A 20,049-nucleotide genomic window follows, 5' to 3' on the forward strand; every position below is an offset into this window, starting at 1 on the left:
GCATTAGTGCATCCTTGCAGGTGGCGGACTGCACGATCATGCCAGAAGGTCCCGGAGTGGCGACTCGTCGGCGGACGCCGCGGTATCGCGGCGGCTAGCGGCCGTATCGGAGGCGCAGAGGGCGGCTTCCGTCTCCGCGTCCGTAAAGGTGTCGCCCTCGGTGAAGATGCCGTCGGCCCCGATCAGCGCGAGGAGCCGCGCCAACTGGACTCCGACCCCTACGACGAGAAGATCCATGCCTGCCTGAAGGACGGAAAGCCGCGCCGTCAGCAAAGAGTTCAGACCGGCGCAGTCGCAGAAGGAGATGCCGGTCAGATCGAGGCAGAAGCTCGTCGGCTGCTCGGCCAGGCAAGAGGCGACCGCCTCCAGGACGCAGGGCGCGGTGTCGAAGTCGAGTTCACCGGCCAGCGTCACCCGGGCGCGGCCGGACTGAACGACGGCCTGCGACGTGAAGGGAGGAAAGATCACAGCGGTCCGCACCTCTCCGTGCTCACGCGCGGCGCGTACGAGCGCGGTGCGATCCCGCGATCCCTGCCCGCGGAGGGTCCTCCTGCTGTCAGCTGCGGCATCACTACCTCATAGCCTCATAGTGCGAGGGCATCAGTTGAGCTCTAGTGAATCTGCACTAGGCGTGGAAGTCAACACGCGTCAGCGGAGGTTGACGGCGGAGGAAGCCGTGTGCCATGCGGCTGCCGAGCGGCCGCGCGTGGCAGGGCGGACGCCGAAGTAGGCGCGTAGACCGTGGAGTTGCCCGGCAGTCTGCGCCCCGGGGCTGATCGGGCGACCCCTGGTGACGCCTGCCGCGGAGTCGGAAGTGTGCGCCCTTAGCTTGTGACGGGCCGGCAAGGCCCTGGTCTCAAGGAGGAAATATGCGCCCTATGGCGCGGCGTGGTGCTCTCGTTGCCGGAGCGGTGCTGCTGAGCACTGCCGTCACGGCTCCGTCGGGGCAGGCCGATGCTCCTGCCGGTGGTTCCGCCGAGGTGCGGAGGGAGCAGGTGCTGAAGCTGGTCAAGCAGTACTTCGTGGCGCGTGACAAGGGTTGGCTCCAGTCGGAGACGGGCTTGCTCGCGGCGCGACAGCTCGATGGCGGCGGCAGCAGTGGCAGGAGCGGTACGGGCCGTGTCGGCGCCCAGCCCCTCCGTGTGGCCCGGTCCCTCGCCCGCATCGCAGACGAAGCGGCAGGGGAGAGGGGGCTGCGTGCGGTGAAGGTACGCACGGGATTCGGGCGCGATCAGCGGGTGGACTTCCCCGACCGGGCCGCCACAGGGACGGCCACGGCCACCATCACCACCGGCACGCACCTGGCCTGGAATGACAGCGCGCTCAAGGCGTCCGAGCTCAGCGACACGTACAGCGTGCGTCTGCGCCACGACGGGCGCAGGTGGAAGCTGACGCGCGTCTCGTACGCGCCCGTTCCCAGCACGGACGACATCCAGGCGCCGGATCGGCCGGACAAGTCGGACCGCGGAAAAGGGTCGCGGCGGAGCGCAGCGCCGCGGGCGGGAACCTACAACCGAGCCGCCGCGGCGGCGTACGCCAACAAATGGTCGGGGCAGTGGCGAAAGACGGCCGTCGGCATGATGTTCACCCAGGACGTGCACAACCCCGACTACGACCACTTCGACAACGACTGCGCCAACTTCGCCTCGCAGGTCCTGCACGCCGGCGGCTGGCCCACGAAGGATGGCAAGGGGTGGTTCCAGGACCCCGCCGACCCGCTCGTGTGGAGCAGCGACGTCAGTGGGATCCGCGGGGCATCCCGCACGTGGACCCAAGCGCGTTCGCTCCACCGGTATGCGGCCGATCCGGCACGCGGTCAGGCGTGGAAGGCCGGGCTGCCGGGCGACACGAACGACATCTGGAAGCTTCGGCCGGGTGATCTGCTGTTCTCGGACTGGGACCCGAACGGACACTTCGACGGTCAGATCGACCATGCGATGGTCATCAGCGGCACCTTCACGGAACTCGGCTTCACCGAGCCGACGTACTCGCAGCACAGCCCTCACCGCAAGAATGTTCCGTTGAGCATCGGCATCAAGATTGCCACCGCGACGCCGCCGCGGGTGGAACCAGGCGGTGGGATGGGCGGTCAGGGACGGGCGGTGATTCTTCACCCCGTGCACGTGAAGGACACCTACACGGGCTGAGATCGTGGCCCTCAGGGACGCTCGGACAGGCCTTGGCGAGCAGCCAGTCGCTCCATCAGGGCTGCGCTGCGCGCGAGCAACTCGCGCTCTTCGTCCGTGAGTTCGGCCTCGATGGCCTGGGCCAGCCAGCCTGCCCTGCGGCCGCGCTCCGCTTCCAGTGCGGCCCGGCCCGCGTCGGACAGGTCGAGCAGGGTCTTGCGGCCGTCCGTGGGGTGGGCGGTGCGGGTGAGCAGGCCCTGCTCGAGCAGGAGGCCGACCGCGCGGGCCATCGACTGCGGGCGTACGCGCTGGTCGGTCGCGAGGTCGCTGGTGGTCATGGCGCCGTCGCGGTCCAGGACGCCGAGTACGGCGACCTGTCCGTGCGGGATCCGGTCCTCGTGCTTCACGCGCCGGGTGAGCTTGCCCATCGCGGTGCGCAGTTCGGCGGCGACGGTGGCGGCTTGCGAGGTGGGCATGGGGCACTTTAACCCGGATCCACCGTCGTGCAGCAGAACTGAACAGCACGGCTAAACAGCGAAACTGAACAGCTGAACTGAACAGCAATGCTGTACTGTCTGTCGTGTCGGGTCGAGCGCCAGCGTCGTCGCAGCCACGGCCCGGCAGGCGACAACGGTAAGGAACTCCCATGACCGCACCTGCAGTTGAGCCGACCAGCGTCCACGGCGTCACCGCCCGCACCGTCCTCGACAGCCGCGGCAACCCCACCGTCGAGGTCGACGTCGTCCTCGCCGACGGATCACTGGGCCGCGCCGCAGTTCCCTCCGGCGCCTCCACCGGCGCCCGCGAAGCAGTCGAACTGCGCGACGCCGACCCTCAGCGGTGGCACGGCAAGGGCGTCGACCGGGCCGTGGCCCACGTGAACGGCGAGATAGCGGAGGCCGTCACCGGGCGCGACGCCGACGACCAGGCCGGACTCGACGCCGCGCTCGTCGCGCTCGACGGCACGCCCACCAAGGCGCGACTCGGCGCCAATGCCCTGCTCGGCGTCTCCCTGGCCACGGCGAAGGCCGCCGCCCTCTCGCACCGGCAGCCGCTGTACCGCTATCTCGGCGGGGCCGACGCCCGCGTGCTTCCGGTGCCGATGATGAACATCGTCAACGGCGGCGCCCATGCCGACAATCCGCTGGACTTCCAGGAATTCATGATCGCGCCGGTCGGTGCGGCCACCTTCGCGGAGGCCGTCCGGATGGGCTCCGAGGTCTTCCACACGCTTCGCCGCGACCTGCTGGCCGCGGGCCACTCCACCGCCGTCGGCGACGAGGGCGGCTTCGCGCCCGCGCTGCGTACGGCCGAGGAGGCGCTGGACTTCGTCATGGCCGCGATCGAGCGGACCGGGTTTCGGCCCGGCGCGGACATCGGTCTCGTCATGGACCCGGCGTCTTCGGAGTTCTACCGGGACGGCGTGTACGAGTACGCGGGGGAGGGGGTGCGGCGTACGCCCGCCGAGCAGGTCGACTACTTCGCCAAGCTGATCGACGCGTACCCGATCGTCTCGGTGGAGGACCCGATGGCCGAGGACGACCACGACGGATGGCGCGAGCTGACGGCGCGGGTCGGGGAGCGGTGCCAGCTGACCGGCGACGACGTCTTCTGCACCAACGAAGAGCTGGTACGTGAGGGCATCCGCACGGGAGTGGGCAACGCGGTCCTGATCAAGGTCAACCAGATCGGCACGCTGACCGAGGCGCTCGGGACGGTGAGCACCGCGCGGCGGGCCGGCTGGGCGGCGGTCATGTCGCACCGCTCGGGCGAGACGGAGGACACGACCATCGCGGACCTGGCCGTGGCCACGGGATGCGGGCAGATCAAGACGGGTTCGCTGTCCCGGTCCGACCGCACGGCCAAGTACAACCAACTCATTCGCATCGAGGAGGAGTTGGGTGAGTCAGCGATGTACGGATACGCCGCTGGGTGAGCCCGCCGTGAGCCCGGCGGGTCGGTGCCGGCCCCCGAACAATCAGTCGGGCGGATTGAGTTGACCCTCGTATCGTTGCGCCATGACAAGCGACAGAGAGCCGCAGCTCTTCGTGAACCGCTGGGGTGACACGTCAGACCCGAGTCCGGAGTCGCGTGGAGGGCGCCAGGAAGTCTGCTCGTGCTTCAACCAGTACCGTCCGGCTCCGCGAGCGCGGGTCGGGTTTCACGCCGAGCGCCAGGACACCTCCGCGCCGGGCTGGCGACGTCTGCTTGAGCTGATCGACGAGGCCGTTGCCGACGGGCGCGAGGAGTTCCGTCCCCTGGTCGAGCTGAGCCCGGAAGAGCGGAGGCAGATCGTCACCCTGCCTTCGAGCATCGCCCGGCTGACAGCGGTCAGGCATCTCGTGCTCTACGGCAGCAACCTGGTCCGGATTCCGCCCGAGATCGGGGCCATGACCGACCTGGAGGAGTTCACCTCCTACACCTCCTACCGGCTGCATTGGTTCCCCTACGAACTCACCCGGTGCGCGAAGCTGACCCGCAGCACGGTGAGTACGCGCGCGTTGTTCGGCAACTACAAGCTGCGGCCGCCCTTCCCGCGGCTGAGGCTGCGGCCTGGGGAGGACTCCGTCACGGATTTCGACCCGGGCAACCTGGACCCCGGACGCTGGGGCGTGACGGCCATCCACCGATGCAGCGTCTGCGACGGCCCGATCGGGCGTGCCGGACTCCACCAGAGGTGGATCTCGCTGCAGGTGGCCACCGACGTACTGCCCCTGCTGGTGAACGCCTGCTCATCGGCGTGCGTCGCCGCCCTGCCCCGAGGCGCTGACGACTACCTCGCGACTCCGCACAGCGGCGGCCGAGTCGACCAGCCGTCGTCTGACGAGGACTGACCCTGCCGGGTGCAGTCGGGCTGTCCGGTTCCCGCGGCTTCAGTCGCGGAACGCCCTGCGGAGGAGTTCGCCGAACTGGACGGGATGCGTGGTCAGGCCGGTGTGCCCACCGGGGAAGTGCAGGAGTTCTGTGCCGAGGCGCTCGGCCATGAGTGCGGCCGGACGGTAGGCCAGCTCGCCTCGTGAGTCCTGACCTGCGGCGAGCACGAGCTGGTCCGACAGCTCCGCCAGGCGGGGCAGGTCCGGGGTGTAGGGCATGAAGCTGGGAACGATGCGGCCGACGAAGTACGGCAGGTTGGCCATGGTCTGTTCAGCCCGCGCCGCTGCCTGCGACGGAAGCTCGACCTCGGCCTTCGGTTCGACGCGGTCGGTGCCGGCGCCGGTGCCGGTGTCCTTTTTGAGCCCCGCAGCGAACACGTTCATCGCAGGCATGAGCCCTTGCGTGCGGAATACCTCCTGCACGCGTGCCACGAGGGCGAGATGGGTGGAGGCGTCCGGCAGCACCGTCACCGTCGGAGGCTCGTGCGCCACGACGCGTTGGACGCGCTCGGAGCGGGCGGTGAGCAGATGCAGGGCCGCGATGGCGCCCGAACTGGAGCCGAACACCCGGGCCGGCACACCGGGTGACAGCAGTTCCAGCACGCGGAAGGCGTCGTCGGCGTGTTCGGCCACGCTCTGCTCGGCCTCGGGGTCGTCCAGCGAGCTTCGGGACATGCCGCGCGGGTCGTAGGTGGCCACGGTGTATTCGGCGGCCAAGTCGTCGGCGAGCTCATCGAAGGAGGCCGCCCCGCCCGAGCCCCCGGGGATCAACAGCAAAAGCGGGCCTTGGCCGCGCACTTCGTAGTGAAGGGTTGCGCCGTTCACGCGCAGGCGGCCGGTGGTCGGGTCAGTCATGGAGAGTCTCTTTCTCGGGACGGGGCCAGCGCTCCAGGAGGATGTGCAGGGCGTCGAGGGCGCGGGCCCAGGACTGCTGCGGCGCACGCTGATGTGCGAACCCGCCCGCGGCCTCCAGGGCGACAAACCCGTGGAAGGTGCTGCGCAGCAACCGGACCGCGTCGGTCAGGTCAGGTTCGGCCAGGCCGTAGCCGTGCAGCATGCCGTAGGTCAGCTCGACCGCGCGCCGGGGGCCGGGCGCTTTCGCGGCCAGCTCGGGATCGATCTGGATCTGGGTCTGGGTCGCCATGTAGCGGCCCGGGTGCTGGTGTGCGTACTCCCGCCAGGCGTTGGCGAAGGCGACCAGCGCGTCCTTGCCCGAGCGGCCGGCGGTCGCCTCCGCGATACGGATGGTCTTCTCGTCCGCCGCCAGCAACGCGATGCGGCCGCGCAGATCCTCCAGACCGCGCACGTGCGTATAGAGGCTCGCGTCCTTCACGCCGAGCCGCCGGGCCACCTGCGACATGGTCACCTGGTCGAGCCCCGCCTCATCCGCCAGTTCGGCGGCCGCGAACGTCACCCGCTCTGCCGTCAGCCCTGCCCGCACCATGTGCCCTCCACGTCGATCCTAGGGGTCCTAGGATAAACCTAGGGCCCCTAGGAGCGGCAAGTGAGGTACTCGCGTCAGCGCAGCTCCTGCGCCCCGATGACGGAGAGCAGCTGCAGCTTTTCGTGGCTCTCGCTGCCGGGGGCGGCGGTGTAGACGAGCAGGAGATGCGACTGGTGGGGATCGAGCAGCGTCTGGCAGGTGAGTTCCAGCTCCCCGAGCTCGGGGTGGACGAAGTGTTTTACCTCGTGGGGCCGGACGCCGATCTCGTGGTCGTTCCACACCTGACGGAACTCTTTGCTCTGGGCGAGCAGCAGGTCGGCGTAGTGGGCCGCGCGGGAACCGGGGCCGCGCAGCGTGGCCACCTCGCGCAGGCCCGAGACGAACACGCGGGTGAGGAACGGATGGTTGCCGGGGGCGTAGAGCTGTCGCGCGGCGGGGTCGGTGAACCAGCGGTAGCCGAGGCTGCGGGCCGGGCCGCTGTAGCGGGTCAGGTCGCCGGTGAGTGCGATGCCGAGCGGGGTCTGCCGCAGGGTTTCGCCGAGCTCGGTGACGATCTCCGCGGGAGTGTCGTGCAGTCGGTCCAGGATGCGCAGCAGGCCGGGGCTGATGTGCTCGCTGTCGGCGCCCCGTGGCGGTGGGGTCTGGCCGGCGAGCCGGAAGAGGTGGTCGCGTTCATCGAGGGAGAGGTGAAGGCCCTGCGCGATGGAGGCGATCATCTGCTCGGACGGCTGAGGTCCGCGCTCCCGCTCCAGGCGCGCGTAGTAGTCGGTCGACATGTGGCACAGAGCGGCCACTTCCTCCCGCCGCAGCCCGTTCGTCCTGCGGCGCTGTCCGCGCGGAAGACCCACGTCCTCGGGTTGCAGCGCATCGCGGCGACGCCGCAGGAACTCCGCGAGGCCGGTCCGGTCGATCACCCTGTGCGCCTCCGTCACCGTGCATGCCTGCGTACGTGCGTACCTGCCTACCTGCTCATGTCTACCGCTCGCGCACCACGACATCCACGGATCGTCAGTCCCCCCTTCACCGGTTGCCACCCCTACGGAGCCATCCGAGGCTTCGTCTCGTAGCTGCCTGCGAAAGGAACCCGAGCCAGGACTTCCTGATCAGTGGATCGACCGGCCCTGCACACAGCCGCCGTCCCGCGCGACGGTGGAGGCAACCACACACCCCAGGAGTGGGCACATGCCACGCAAGACCATCGACATCACCGTTCCCGACCTGTCCGGCAAGCGCGCCGTCGTCACCGGAGCGAGCGACGGCATCGGGCTCGGCCTCGCCACGAGGCTCGCGGCGGCCGGGGCCGAGGTGCTGCTGCCCGTACGCAATCCACGCAAGGGCGAGGCCGCGATCCGCACGGTCCGAGAGGTGGTCCCGCACGCGAACGTGTCGCTCCGCGAGCTCGACCTGTCCTCACTGGCCTCTGTGGCAGCCCTCGGCGAGACCCTGCGGGAGGAGGGTCGACCGATCCACGTGCTCGTCAACAACGCCGGCGTGATGACCCCACCTGACCGGCAGACGACCGCGGACGGGTTCGAGCTTCAGCTCGGCACCAACCATCTCGGCCATTTCGCCCTGGTGGCCCACCTGCTGCCGCTGCTGCGCACCGGCCACGCACGCGTGACCTCACAGATCAGCGTCGCGGCCAATCAGCACGCCATCAACTGGGACGACTTGAACTGGGAACGCTCCTATGACGGCATGAAGGCCTACAGCCAGTCCAAGATCGCTTTCGGGCTCTTCGGCCTCGAACTCGACCGGCGCAGCCAGGCCAATGGCTGGGGCATCACGAGCAACCTCGCCCACCCCGGGATCGCTCCGACGAACCTGCTCGCCGCACGCCCCGAGGTCGGCCGCGCCAAGGACACCGTGAGCGTGCGACTGATCCGGGCTCTGTCTGCCCGCGGCATCGTCGTCGGGACGGTCCACACCGCCAAACTCCCCGCCCTGTACGCCGCCACCTCACCCGACGCCGAGCGCCGCAAGTTCTACGGGCCGCGCGGACCCGGCCACATGGGCGGCCCTCCCGCAGAGCAAAAACTCTACGCGCGACTTCGCAGCACCGAGGAAGCCCGGCGCGTCTGGCAGATCTCCGAAGAGCTCACGCAGGTTCCCTTCCGCGTCGGTTGAGAGGCTCGTCGCCGCGTCGTGCGTGGTTGTTGCCTGGTCGGCCTAGGCGTCCGTGGCGGGCTGGGTGGGTCCGTGCCAGTCCAAGATCATGACCGTGGCGTCGTCCTTGAGGTTGCCGCGGCAGGCGTCCAGGATCGCTGTGGTCAGGGTGCGAACGGCCTCCCTGGGGTGCAAAGCGCGGGTGTCGCGCACAAGAGAGGCCAGATCGACGGCTGACGCCCCGCGTTCCTGCATGCCGTCGGTGAGCAAAACCAGACGGTCGCCCGGGCTCAACTGCAGCTCCTGCAGCCGGTACGAGATGGGGGACGCCACCCCGAACGGCAGGTTGATGCCCAGCTCGACCTCCTCGACCTCTGCGGAGCCTTCCCGCAGGCGCAGAGGCCAAGGGTGTCCCGCGTTGACCAGGTCGCAGGTGCCCGTCTCGAGGCGGATGCAGAGCAGCTGCCCGGTGGCGAGCCCCCGATTGTGGGCCAGCAAGGCCTCATGGGCACGACGGGCTTGTTCCAGCGCGTCGCAACCGGTGCGGCGGGCACCGCGCAACGCGGCCATCACCAACGTGGCCAGCAGAGCGGAGTCGGTGTCGTGGCCCATGGCATCGGTGATGGACAGGTGTAGCGCGTCCTGGTCGAGCGTGTAGTCATAGGTGTCGCCACCGATGTCGTCGGCCGGGACCAGTCCCGCGGCGAGAGTGAACTGCGGGGCTTCACAACAAGAAGACGAGGGCAGCAGCTGGTGCTGGATCTCGGCGGCCAGACTGGTCCGGGTCGTGCGCCGGCCCGCGTGATAAAGGTCCGTGAAGCGGCGGTCCGTGACAATGATGTAAGCCAGTGCGTGAGCTGCATCGCGGATCTGTCCGAGCACGGCCTCGTCGGCATACTGCAGGCTCACCTCCAGCACGCCGATGCAGTCGCCGCGGTTGGTCACCGGCGAGATCACGCGCCGTCCGCCCTGATGATCCGGCTCCACATGCTGGCGCTGGTCGCGCAGAACTGTCTCGTAGGCACTGCCCCGCAAGTCGAGCGGCTCCGCGGCATCCGCCGCCTCCCCCTCGGCGGGCGCGCTCAGGCGCAGAAGTTGCTGCTCCATGAGATCGACGAACAAGAACGACACACGATCCGCCCCGAACCGCTTGCGCAGATCGTGCGCTATGACACCGACGGACTCCCCGGGCGGCGCTGACTCCGCGGCGGCCAAAAGCTCGCCCAGTTCCAGATCTCTACCATCCATGGCAACCTCCATCGTCTCGTCGCCACTCCTTCCCCGGGATTTGCCGAACTCACCCAGTACGTTTCGTCACGCTCACCCGAGGATCTGTTCCCTCCAGCTGGCCCCTGGGTGTGAGGCGGGGGATATGCCCGTAGCGCATCTACTGCGGTGACCTGCGCGTTTGCCCGTGTGACCGGCCCGAGAGGCGAAGGTGCTCTCGCTCGGTCAGCGAGGAGCGCGCCCAGACACATTCAGAGCATGGAGTTGTCGGCGGTGCCCGGCGGGTTCAACCAAACCGGTTGGTGAAGCCGAACAGGGGTACGTGCCTTCGATAGGGGTGCGGTCGAACGGGCACCCGAAGCGTCATGGCTTGCGGCTGGTTGACGGCGGCAGTCGGGCGACCCTCAGGGGGCTTCGCCTACGTCCTTACGAACGAGCCTCGTCGGCCACTGCGCCGGAGTCCGCCGTGGATGCTCCATACCTGGAGCGGGTCCGCATGCCCCACCGCTCAAGCGGCGGCCCGACGGCGCCCACGGCCGCGAAGAACACGCCGAGGAACAGCCAGCCGGTCGTGCCGTACCCCAGCACGAGGGTGGTGAGGATGGCCGGGGCCAGCGCCTGGCCCGCGCTGAAGCCGAGACCGAGAAGCCCTTGGTACTGACCCTGGGCATGGTCAGGCGCAAGGCCGAATCCGAGGGCGAATCCGGCCGAGGACTCCCAGATCTCCCCGAGACTGTGGACGCAGATCGCCGCGACCGCCAGGCCGACGGCCACCCAGATGGGAGCGTGTGCGGTCAGCGCCATCAAGGGACAACTGACCAGGAAGAGGAGACCCGCGGTGCGAAACGCCCGACCGCCGTCGCGAGGGCTTTCGATACGGGACCCAATTCTGGTCTGCAGCAGGACGCAGACGGCGGCGTTCAGCGCGGACACGGCGGGCACCGTCCAACGTGGTGCGTCCGTGTGTTCCGAGATCCAGATCGGCAGCAGCAGGGACACCACCGGGTATTGCAGTCCCATGGCCCCGAAGAGGGCGGTGAACGTGACGAAGGGGCGATCGCGGAGTGCGATCCAGCGTCGTTGCAGCGGCGGAGGCGCCAGCGCCTTGTAGTGGGGGAGCAGGAACAGGAGAAGGGCGCAGAGCGCGAAGCTGGCGGCGTTGCCAAGGATCAGCACCACGTAGGCGGTTCGGGTGTTGGCTGCCACGGCGAGTCCGGCGCCGACGGTGCCCAGGACGACGCCCAGGTTGACGTAGGTGCGCAGCTTGGCCCGGAAGAGCGCGGGTTGCTCAGTCCCGACCCGGACGACGAGGGCTCCCCACGCCGCTCCTCCCGCGGATGCGGCAAGTTGGTCGATGGTGGCGATGGCCGCGAGAGCGGTCCAGCTCTCGACGAGGACGAGGGCGGACATCGCAGCCGCCTGAACGGCGAGAGCCAGCATCATGATGGTGCGAGGACCTCGGCGATCAGCGAGGTGGCCTCCCGGGATCCCCGCGAGCAGGCCGATCAGTCCGGCGACGGTGAGTGCGAGGCCCACCTGCACGGCCGGGAGTTGCACGACCAAGGTGAAGTACAGCGCTGACGCGGTGTTGAAGAGACCATTGCCGACCCGGTTCACGAAGCTGGCCAGGATCAGCACGCGTTCGGACCGAGTGTCTCCCGCCATGCGCGCTATTCGTCCGGCTGCGGCTGATCTCCCCTTGATCATGGTCCGCAGATTAACAGCGGCCGTACGAGACCTTGGCGGACGCCGGGCACGACCTCTTGTCCTTCGTGGTCACTCGATGCCGAGGGGGCCGAAGCCCAGGTCTTCTCGCATGTGGCGGCGCATTTCGGCCATGGCTGTGCGGCGCTGTTGGACGAAGGCCCTGTCCTCCGCGGAACCGATCTCGACCCCGCGGGCGTAGGCGTCGCGCATCCGACGCAGACTGTGGAACGCCTCGTTCCCGGCCGCGACCACGGTTGGCGGGCCCACGAGCCAGAGCTGCTCGCTGGCCGTGTGCAATCCGGTGCCACGAAAAGCTTCGCGCACCGCCGCGTCGCGCGCCGACTCCGACATGTGATCGCCCAGGGCGACCGCCCGTATCTCTTCCCCCGCGTCCTTGAGGGCCACGGCGTACTCGGTGTACACACCACGCCGCACTTCCAGGGCGTGCCTTCCTTCTTCGCGACGCCACCTGTTGCGATCGGCGACGAGGGTGGCAGCGATGCCGATGGCGGCACCTGTCAGCGTGGAGAGCAGAGGCATCCAGTCCATGCGCCGCATGCTGTCACTTCGGGCGTCGCCTCAGTGGGCGTCGTCGGCCTTCGGTGCGCCGGGGACGCGGCGATCGCCGCCGTTGCGGTCCTGCCACAGGCGGTAGACGTCGACGGCGCCTTCGCGCGGCTCGTGGCGCATCGGCAGGCGGCGCTCCTGCCACGGCTTGGCGAACTCGTCGTAGAACGTGCTCAGTTCGAAGTACTTGCGGTCGTCGACGTAGTGCGGCTCATAGGCGTCGCGGGTCGTGACGAAGACAACCTCGTCGGGGGAGCAGTAGTAGAGCGCGCCCAGGCACATCGGGCAGGGCTGGGCCAGGACGTAGATCGTGGTGCCGGTCAGGTGCTCGGTGCCGAGCCGCATGCACGCGTCCCGGATGGCCAGCACTTCGGCGTGCGCCGTGGGGTCGTGGGTCTGGGCGACCTGATTGCCGCGCTCGGCGATGATCTCGCCGTCCTTGACGATGACGGTGGCGAAGGGGCGCCCTCCGTCAAAAACGTTGGCTCGTGCCAGGTCGATCGTGCGCCGGACGAAGTCCATGAGGTGCCTCCGGTTGGATCGGTTTCACTGCCTTCGGACAGTCTCCAGTGTGGCTGATCTGCTGCTATAGCGTCCAAGACGCGCTGTGCATGCCTCCTATAGATGAGAGCTATATGCGGCGTTACGCTTCGGGGTATGGCCCCTGTGGAACTGCGGCACCTGCGCTATCTCCTCGCCGTCGTCGAGCACGGCACCTTCACCCGGGCCGCCGAGGCGCTGCACGTATCCCAGCCGACCCTGTCGCAGCAGATCCGGGCGCTGGAGCGAACCGTCGGCCTGCCGCTGCTCGACCGGGCCGGGCGCACCGTACGGCCCACCGACGCGGGTCAGGTGTACGTGGACCACGCGCGAAGAGCGCTGCGCGAACTCGCAGCCGCCGACCGGGCCGTGCAGGACGTACGGGACCTCTCGCGAGGGCAGCTGCGGCTCGGGGTCACACCCACCTTCACCGCCTATCTCGTCGGACCGCTCGTGGCCGCCCTGCATGCACGGCATCCCGGGCTCGACCTGGCCGTCCGTGAAGGGACCCAGGAGCACATCGGCGAGGCACTGATCGCCGACGAGCTGGACGCGGGCATCGGATTCACCGGTGAAGCGACGCCCGGCATCGAGACTGAGCCGCTGTTCATCGAGACGCTCGGCGTGGTCGCGGGCGCCGGCGAGGGTGCCGGGCCGCTTTCGGTCGCCGAGCTGGCCGGGCGGGACCTGGCTCTGCTCGCCGGCGACTTCGCGACCCGGGCCCGGATCGACACCTACTTCACCGAGCAGGGTGCCGCACCGCGGGTGGTCGTCGAGGCGGACTCGGCGCTGGCGCTGCTCGAGATCGTGCGCGCCGGGGCGCTGACCACCGTGCTGCCGGACGCCGTTACCCTGGATCGGCCGGGGCTGACGCAGGTTCCGCTGTCGCCGCCGCTGCCGCACCGCACGGCTGCGCTGCTGACCCGGACCGGGGGATACCGCTCGGCGGCCGTGCACGCCTTCGTCGCGTTGCTGCGCGCGCAGGTGATCGAGCGAGGGCTGCCGCCTGCCGGGCCGGGCAAGGAGTGAGGTCGCAGCTGAGTTTCGGCAGAGGGTGAACTGGACTCTGGCGTGCGGTTGTTGAGGAGACAGGTCCTCGGCATGATGGTGCCGTCCACGGTGACTTGCGGTGACTTGACGCCGGCCATTCACGCAAGGACGTATGTCGCGATATAGCGTTGGTCTTCTACGTGCGCGTCGCTCCCTGCGTCGCGCAGAGCGTTCGACAGGACCAGGACGGAAGCATGTCGGGAGAGAATCCGCCCACGGGTAAGCACGCCGGCCCCGGCTCGTCGCCAGGGCTGCGGGCCTCTCATGCGGACCGGGACCGGGTGGTCGATGTGCTGCGTGTCGCGGCGGGGGACGGACTCCTGACCGCGGAGGAGTTGGACGAGCGCCTGGAAACTGCTCTGTCGGCGCGGACTCTGGGTGAACTGGCCGTGCTCACCTCCGACTTGCCGCCCACATCGGTCACGGGTGCGACGGCAGCGGATGCGGCAGAGGTCAAGGACGTCGTCCGGATCGAGCAGGTCCACAGCGGTGCGGTAGAGCGCCGGGGGCGCTGGGTGGTGCCGCGGCGGCTGGAGCTCGCGGTGATCTGGTGCGACGTGACGCTCGACTTCACCGAGGCCGTGATCACTCAGGAGACCCTTCGGGTCGACGTCACCATGGCGGGGAAGAGCCTGACGCTGATCACGGGGCCGGGTGTCGAGGTCGATACCGACGGCATGACCCTGGTGCACTGCAAGCTGGTGGATCACGGCGTGCGGACGCCCTCAGGTGTGCGGACCAAGTTGCGCGTGGAACTGGTCGGACAGAAGGCCCACGGCCGTGTGGTGGTGCGGCCGCCGCGCCGGACGTTCGGGCAGTGGTTGCTGCGCAGGCCCGTGACCTCGGGCTGAGCAATGATTCATCGAGGGGCTCGCCCTTCCGGTACCCGCCCTTCCCGCACGTACATTTACTCTCTTGTGGTTACTGAGGAACTGTAGGAGAGTGGCGTGGGTATCGGTGTGGAAGAACGCACTCTCGGTGACTGGGGAACCCAATGGGCACCAAGCAGCAACTCAAGGGCCTGCCCGAGGACGCCGACCTGAGGCGCGCGGACTCGCTGGCGCGGGAGATCTTCTCGGACGTCGCCAATAAATGGGCGCTCCTGATCATCGAGGCGCTGGGTGAACGCACCCTGCGCTTCAGCGAGTTGCGCGACGAGGTCGAGGGCGTCAGCCACAAGATGCTCACCCAGAACCTGCGCATGCTGGAACGCAACGGACTGGTCAGCCGGAAGGTGTATCCCACCGTGCCGCCGCGGGTCGAGTACACCCTCACCGAGCCGGGCCGCGGTCTGCGCGCCGCGGTCGACGCCATCTGTGGCTGGACCCACCAGTACCTCGGCCACATCGAGGACGCGCGCCACCGCTTCGGCGCCTGACGGCTCACTGGCCCAGGCTGCCCCGGCACAGCGCCACCGTGGTGGGGTCCGTGACACCTTTGGCCATGTCGCACACGATCTTGCCGTCGTAGGTCTTCCGTTGACGCGGAGGGCGGGGCGCCGCCGGTTTGGGACGCCGCTCGGGCCGTTGTGTCACGGGCTGGGGTGGCGGAGCCGCTCGCTGAACCGGTGCGCGGGGAGGGGGTGTTGGCGGGGGTTCGCGGTCAGCAGCCGCTGCCTGGCGGCGTGGCGGCGGCTCCGCGTCCTTCCTGTCCTCCTTGCTCTTCGGCCTGCCCGTACCGCTCCTCACCAGCGCGTCACGGGCCGAGGGCTGGGTGGCGGGCGCGTGAGCCTCCCGCGAAGCCGGCGCCTGGCCACCCGCGGGCTTCAGCGACGGAGCGGGACGCGGCGCCACGGAGGTACACCCCGCGGTACTCAACAGGGCCAGGACGACGAGCGTGACGAAGCGGCGGCGCATCGGGCCACTGTCCCTCAGCGGCAAGTCCGCGCGCAGCCGCCTGGAGCCGAACCACCGGAGTGAGTGACGGGGATGTGAGCGGCTTCTCGCGAAGGGCCGATGCCGGTGGTCGTTCACTGACCCTTCGGTTCGAATGCCTGGGCGACGGCCAGACTGTCCTCGTAGACATGGTGCCGGGTGACAAGACCGTCTGCGACGGTGAGATGCAGAGCGAACCGCGCCTTGTAGGCACGTCCGGTGGGCCTGGCGGTCTGACGAATCTCACCCAAGACGACCGCGTCGCTTCCGTCGACAAGGATGCGCTCGACCTCAGTCGCCACATGCTCCGGGATGTGGTTCTCGGCCAGCTCGCGATAGTGGGCGGCCGCGTCGGCCCGGGTGGAGCGATGACGGATCCACGGCGTGGCAGTGCGGCCGTGCTCGGACTCCGGCCAGTCCAGCTTCCAGTCACCCTGCTCGGCATACAGCTCGGCGATGTGCTCGGGGTTGCCCTCGCCTATTCTGCGCAGCAACTCCTGCACCACAGCGCGCGTGTTGGTGGATGTGGCCATGGACATGGTCGACCTCTCCGTCCTGGTCCGCGTCCTCCGACGCGGAGACGTCACCGACCCTGTCAGCACGGGCACGCAGAGACGATTACCTCGGACGTAATGCGCGCGGATCACCAAGCTCCACTTTCGGTAAACGGCCTAACGGCCCAACGGCCCGGCACCCGCTCAGCCTTCCGAACCGGTGGTCTCCGTCGCCTCGCGGGCCGCGGCGAGGGCTCGCTGCCTGACTTCGCCGAACAACTGGATCGTGGTGGCGGCCAGGACGTGATCCCTGCCGATGGTTCGTCCGTCTCTTGTGCAGGTGAGCAGGGGCAGGACGGACTCCGCCACGGACGGGCGGGTGTCAGCCGGTTCGCCCGGCCTCGTCAGGGTGACGGTGCCGAAGCCTTTGATGCCGCCCTCTCTCACGACCACAGCCGCGTCCCGGGCGAGGTCGGTGAGGAACACGCTCGCGAGCCCGTCCAGATCGCGGAGCATCGCCGGGACCGCTGACGTACCCCGGTGGCGCAGCAGCTTCCTGATCCCGGCCTCGAACCTGTGGGCGCCCACCATGGCACTGGGCTTGCGGGACTTGCTGCGTCTGGGAGCGCGTACGGCGACACCCTCGGCGTCGTACACCACGCCGGTCAGCCCCTTGAACGTAGGGCTGTGGCGGTACCAAATCTCTCCCACCTCAAGCTCGACGTCCCGGCCGATGGCCGTCACAAGGTCCTTGGGCAGCAGCTTCTTTCGATCCTCCTCCGCCGCTGCTCGTTGCGCGCCGTCAACGATGCCCGTCAGCACTGTCTGCGTCACCGACGCGGCAGCCCGCGCAGCCGACCGCGAGACGTGCTGAGAAGTGACGTCCCTGAACACCGCCTTGACGAGAGAAGCCTTGAACACTGGAACGCCCATGCCTGCGGCGGAAGCGGATCCGATGCGCTCGGGACGTATGGACTGTGCGGGTTGTGCGGGGCGTTGCTGCTGTGCGGGCATCGGGCAAGACGCTCCTTGATGTCTGTCGGTATGCATCGGGTCCGTCGCTGCCGTGCGCGGCCACAGGGCTGACCGGCTACGGCGAGATTCACCACCGTATGTCGTCCATCAGCTGGCGCCGATGCACTCCTGCACGCACACCACAGTTGCAAAACCGTGCAACAACGCTGCTATGGGGTCGAGTTCCGCCCACCGCAGTCACGATTCGGGTGACCGATAGGCTGATCTTCATGGAGAGCGAGAGGGCCGGGGAGCCGGTGGGTGTGGTGTGTCCGGGGTGTGGCGGTGGCGAGGTGCGGACCGTCGAGGAGGCGCGCGGCGGCAAGGGTGCGATGCGCGAGGACCTGAACGGCCGGCTGGAACCGGGGCCGAACAAGACCGGCGACGGATGTTTGCACTTCGCAGAAGGCATGGTGCTGACCGGCATGGGCATCGCCCTCGCCTACATGGGCGTCGAGGAGGACAAGCCGCTGTACACGGTCGGCGGTGTCGTCCTCGCGCTGATCTGTTTCTTCGGCACCTTCATGGTCGTGCGCGGCGACGGGCGTGAGAAGTCCGCCGCGGAGGCCGGTGAAGCTCGGGCGGAACGCCTGTGGAAGCCCGCGCGTTACTGCTACGGCTGTAGCTCGGTGTTCTGCCCCGGCGGGACTCCATGGCAGGGAGTGCTCACCCCGGAGCAGTTCAAGAAGCTGGTGTGGACCGAGGCGGGCTACGCCGATCAACTCCAGCCGGGCGACAAGGCGAAGGACGCGGAGCTGCCTGCGGACGTGCTGCAGGAACGGGCGTAGGGGCCCGACAGCTCCGACCGAGCGCATGAGCATGCGGCGGACTCGTGCGGACGCATGAGTATCGGGTGGGTTCTTACGGACGCACGAGCGTGAACGTCCCTGTCGCGGCGATGTGCCCGGCGGCGGTGACGAGGACACGCGTACCGCCGGTCTCCGTCGCCACGTCGATCTCAGCTCCACGCAGCGGTACCGGTCCATGCAACTGCATGCGCAGCCCCGTCACGGCTGCCGCCGTCATCCCCGAGTTGAGCAGCGTTGCCTGACGCCCCGCTTCCAGCACCGCAAGCACGGGGAGCCGAGTGGGCCGGCCGGGCAGCAGTACGGGATGGCGGGGATCTCGTGGAACGATCACCACTTTCCCCTGCGGCGCCCGCGCCAGCATCACGTCGAGATCGGCCGCAGCCCCCACTGCGGCGGCAGCGGGGGAGAGACATGCGGGGAGGGCCGGCTCGTCATCGCGGTGCGGGCCTGCGGGGGCCGGACGCGCGAACTGCATCGTGCAGGACGCGAACGGCGTCCCGCCGTGCAGGTATTCGGCCGTGAGACGGTAGCGGGCGAGCGGGCCGGACTGCGGCGCGCGGTCGCTCAGGATGAGGCGGACCGCCACATCGGTGGCACTGGCGTACTCGGTCGGCCGTACACGGAAATCCAGTCCAAGGCTCACCGAGACGGGATCGAGCGGCGGCAGACACGTCGGCGGCAGGTGCCGACGCTCAAGGGCCAGAGCGAGCTGTCGGGTGGATTCCACCACGATCAGTGGGTGGTGCGGCACGGGCACAGCGCGCTCGTTGAGCGGATGGAGCCGGGGCCACTGGCAGCGGGCCGCGAAACTGCGGCTTCCCTGTTTGCGCAGGGACACGACCAGCATCAATGCCATCGCATCAAGTCCGATCGAACTCCAGGTGAGCGGAGCACCCGGTGTGTGGGGCTCTTGCCACCATGGGCCACCGACGCCGCTGTCCTCCGGCCACTGATCGGCAGTGTGCGCCCTGTCCAACGCCACACCACGCATGTGCTTCTCCTGCCGATGAGACCCGACGATCTGACGCGCCCGATTCGCGTGGAGAGGCGCCCACGGATGCAGTCTTTTCCCGAGCCCCCCATTCGGCGGCAGATGCACAGCCCCAACCACAGGACGGGGGTCGCAACGCACGGCTCACCACTCACACATCGCAGAGAGCGAGGAGAGAGGCGACGGCGTCGCCGAGTCGGTGGGGGCGCAGGGTGCCCGCGAGGTGTGGTCCTGCCCAGCCGGGGCCGGCCACCATGACGGCCGACTGCGTACGCGCGCCGGGTACGCCCCATTGCAGCGCGCTGAAGTGCTGGGCAAGGGGGCGGCTGGCGGTGCCGTAGGACTGCGCCCACAGCACGACCGCGGCGGGACCGATGCGGCGTACGGCCTGGTCGAGCGCCTCGGCCGGCACCGAGGACCCGAACATGCTCACCGGAACGCCGCGCTCCGACAGTGCCGCCGCGAGGGCTTCCAGCGGCAGGGTGTGTGATTCGCCCGGCACGCAAGCGAGGAGTATGGGCGAGAGCGAGGCCCCCGCCTCGCGCTGCATCGCGCCGTAAGGTTTCGTCACGCGCCGCAAAGCCGTCGACACATGCCACGACAGCAGGTGCTCGACCTCGACATAGCGCTCGCCGGAGGTCTCCCACTTACGGCCGACCGCATGCAGGGCAGGCATGATCACCTCGTCCCACGCGGGGATCAGCCCCAACTGCGAGATGGCCGTGCTGAGCAGGTTTTCGATGGCCGGGGAGTCGAGCCTCAGCGCCGCACGGCTCAACCCGCGCAGGTGCTGCCGGGCCTGCCCGGGCGCAGCAGGCAGCTGGAGCGGCGAGGGTCGGCCGCTCGGATCAGGGGCCGCAGGTTGCGGCTGGCTCGAAGGCGCCACGGAGGTCTGCAGGGCGGCCCGAGCGGCTTCGGACGGTGGCACGCCCGCACTGGTGAGCCGGCACATGTGCTCCAGGACCGCTATGTCCTCGCGCGTCCACCGACGATGGCGCCCGCTCTGGTGGCCGGCGGGGCCGACGCCGTAGCGCTGGCCCCACGAACGCAGGGTCGTCGGCGCCACGCCGAATCGTCGGGCGACAGCCCCGGTGCTCAGACCTGCCACGGTCGGCAGGGGGCGCTGCAGCTCGGTGTCCCTCATGGGTTCACCGTACGACGCAAGACCGACGCATGTTGCACGGCCCAGTGCGTGATCGCGAGTCTTGGCCCATCACAGCGCGCAAG

General features: G+C 69.0%; 21 protein-coding genes. 8 read left to right on the plus strand and 13 right to left on the minus strand.

Translation table 11 applies throughout. The features are described from left to right. Positions 1-36: 36 nt before the first annotated feature. Complete coding sequence (locus AB0I66_RS40185; RefSeq protein WP_363213026.1) at positions 37-468, minus strand: STAS domain-containing protein; 432 nt, start codon at positions 466-468, stop codon at positions 37-39. A gap of 401 nt (positions 469-869) precedes the next feature. On the opposite strand from AB0I66_RS40185, the gene AB0I66_RS40190 reads away from it, so the two are divergent. Continuing rightward, positions 870-2,147: an amidase domain-containing protein gene (locus AB0I66_RS40190; RefSeq protein WP_363213027.1), complete on the plus strand. Its 1,278-nt coding sequence runs from the start codon at positions 870-872 to the stop codon at positions 2,145-2,147. Between the two features lie 11 nt (positions 2,148-2,158). Here AB0I66_RS40190 and AB0I66_RS40195 read toward each other — a convergent pair whose 3' ends face one another. Then, entirely contained in the window at positions 2,159-2,602 is a 444-nt protein-coding gene (locus AB0I66_RS40195; protein WP_363213028.1) for a MarR family transcriptional regulator, read from the minus strand. 170 nt (positions 2,603-2,772) lie between these two features. Between AB0I66_RS40195 and eno the strand changes: the two genes are divergently transcribed. Both eno and AB0I66_RS40205 read left to right on the plus strand, forming a co-directional pair. After that, the gene (gene eno, locus AB0I66_RS40200) at positions 2,773-4,062 is read left to right on the plus strand and encodes a phosphopyruvate hydratase (protein WP_363213029.1); all 1,290 of its coding nucleotides are present in this window, start codon (positions 2,773-2,775) and stop codon (positions 4,060-4,062) included. 82 nt (positions 4,063-4,144) lie between these two features. After that, complete coding sequence (locus AB0I66_RS40205) at positions 4,145-4,960, plus strand: leucine-rich repeat domain-containing protein (RefSeq protein ID WP_363213030.1); 816 nt, start codon at positions 4,145-4,147, stop codon at positions 4,958-4,960. Positions 4,961-4,999: 39 nt separating this feature from the next. Here the strand turns inward: AB0I66_RS40205 and AB0I66_RS40210 are convergent, their stop codons facing one another. From AB0I66_RS40210 to AB0I66_RS40220, 3 genes are all read right to left on the minus strand, one after another. Next, the gene (locus AB0I66_RS40210; RefSeq protein ID WP_363213031.1) at positions 5,000-5,854 is read right to left on the minus strand and encodes an alpha/beta hydrolase; all 855 of its coding nucleotides are present in this window, start codon (positions 5,852-5,854) and stop codon (positions 5,000-5,002) included. Beyond that, positions 5,847-6,443 (minus strand): TetR/AcrR family transcriptional regulator, encoded by a 597-nt coding sequence (locus tag AB0I66_RS40215; RefSeq protein ID WP_363213032.1) that lies wholly within the window; start codon positions 6,441-6,443, stop codon positions 5,847-5,849. Before AB0I66_RS40215 ends, AB0I66_RS40210 begins: the two co-directional genes overlap by 8 nt. Positions 6,444-6,517: 74 nt before the next feature. Next, positions 6,518-7,357 carry a helix-turn-helix transcriptional regulator gene (locus AB0I66_RS40220; protein WP_363213033.1) on the minus strand — a complete coding sequence of 280 codons (840 nt, stop codon included), beginning with the start codon at positions 7,355-7,357 and terminating at the stop codon, positions 6,518-6,520. Positions 7,358-7,625: 268 nt separating this feature from the next. On the opposite strand from AB0I66_RS40220, the gene AB0I66_RS40225 reads away from it, so the two are divergent. Next, positions 7,626-8,570 (plus strand): SDR family oxidoreductase, encoded by a 945-nt coding sequence (locus tag AB0I66_RS40225; RefSeq protein ID WP_363213034.1) that lies wholly within the window; start codon positions 7,626-7,628, stop codon positions 8,568-8,570. Between the two features lie 42 nt (positions 8,571-8,612). Here the strand turns inward: AB0I66_RS40225 and AB0I66_RS40230 are convergent, their stop codons facing one another. From AB0I66_RS40230 to AB0I66_RS40245, 4 genes are all read right to left on the minus strand, one after another. Then, positions 8,613-9,797 (minus strand): PP2C family protein-serine/threonine phosphatase, encoded by a 1,185-nt coding sequence (locus tag AB0I66_RS40230; RefSeq protein ID WP_363213079.1) that lies wholly within the window; start codon positions 9,795-9,797, stop codon positions 8,613-8,615. A 405-nt stretch (positions 9,798-10,202) separates the two neighbouring features. Beyond that, complete coding sequence (locus tag AB0I66_RS40235) at positions 10,203-11,441, minus strand: MFS transporter (protein ID WP_363213035.1); 1,239 nt, start codon at positions 11,439-11,441, stop codon at positions 10,203-10,205. Between the two features lie 111 nt (positions 11,442-11,552). Then, the gene (locus AB0I66_RS40240; protein ID WP_363213036.1) at positions 11,553-12,032 is read right to left on the minus strand and encodes a hypothetical protein; all 480 of its coding nucleotides are present in this window, start codon (positions 12,030-12,032) and stop codon (positions 11,553-11,555) included. 30 nt (positions 12,033-12,062) lie between these two features. Continuing rightward, a complete protein-coding gene (locus AB0I66_RS40245; protein WP_363213037.1) occupies positions 12,063-12,572 on the minus strand; it encodes a nucleoside deaminase in 510 nt (169 codons plus the stop codon). A gap of 135 nt (positions 12,573-12,707) precedes the next feature. Between AB0I66_RS40245 and cynR the strand changes: the two genes are divergently transcribed. The 3 genes from cynR (at position 12,708) to AB0I66_RS40260 (ending at position 15,018) form a co-directional block, all read left to right on the plus strand. Further along, a complete protein-coding gene (gene cynR / locus AB0I66_RS40250; protein ID WP_363213038.1) occupies positions 12,708-13,619 on the plus strand; it encodes a transcriptional regulator CynR in 912 nt (303 codons plus the stop codon). Between the two features lie 215 nt (positions 13,620-13,834). Further along, positions 13,835-14,491: a DUF1707 domain-containing protein gene (locus AB0I66_RS40255; protein ID WP_363213039.1), complete on the plus strand. Its 657-nt coding sequence runs from the start codon at positions 13,835-13,837 to the stop codon at positions 14,489-14,491. 143 nt (positions 14,492-14,634) lie between these two features. After that, positions 14,635-15,018, plus strand: a complete 384-nt coding sequence (locus tag AB0I66_RS40260; protein ID WP_363213040.1) for a helix-turn-helix domain-containing protein — start codon at positions 14,635-14,637, stop codon at positions 15,016-15,018. 591 nt (positions 15,019-15,609) lie between these two features. On the opposite strand, the gene AB0I66_RS40265 is transcribed toward AB0I66_RS40260, so the two are convergent. Both AB0I66_RS40265 and AB0I66_RS40270 read right to left on the minus strand, forming a co-directional pair. Then, complete coding sequence (locus AB0I66_RS40265) at positions 15,610-16,053, minus strand: nuclear transport factor 2 family protein (RefSeq protein ID WP_363213041.1); 444 nt, start codon at positions 16,051-16,053, stop codon at positions 15,610-15,612. A 159-nt stretch (positions 16,054-16,212) separates the two neighbouring features. Then, positions 16,213-16,941, minus strand: a complete 729-nt coding sequence (locus AB0I66_RS40270; protein ID WP_363213080.1) for a hypothetical protein — start codon at positions 16,939-16,941, stop codon at positions 16,213-16,215. A gap of 311 nt (positions 16,942-17,252) precedes the next feature. On the opposite strand from AB0I66_RS40270, the gene AB0I66_RS40275 reads away from it, so the two are divergent. Next, a complete protein-coding gene (locus tag AB0I66_RS40275; RefSeq protein WP_363213042.1) occupies positions 17,253-17,810 on the plus strand; it encodes a hypothetical protein in 558 nt (185 codons plus the stop codon). Between the two features lie 73 nt (positions 17,811-17,883). On the opposite strand, the gene AB0I66_RS40280 is transcribed toward AB0I66_RS40275, so the two are convergent. Further along, complete coding sequence (locus tag AB0I66_RS40280; protein WP_363213043.1) at positions 17,884-18,822, minus strand: hypothetical protein; 939 nt, start codon at positions 18,820-18,822, stop codon at positions 17,884-17,886. A gap of 151 nt (positions 18,823-18,973) precedes the next feature. After that, complete coding sequence (locus tag AB0I66_RS40285; protein ID WP_363213044.1) at positions 18,974-19,966, minus strand: MerR family transcriptional regulator; 993 nt, start codon at positions 19,964-19,966, stop codon at positions 18,974-18,976. Positions 19,967-20,049: the final 83 nt, after the last annotated feature.

The sequence above is a fragment of the Streptomyces sp. NPDC050439 genome (assembly GCF_040655335.1).
Taxonomy (GTDB): domain Bacteria; phylum Actinomycetota; class Actinomycetes; order Streptomycetales; family Streptomycetaceae; genus Streptomyces.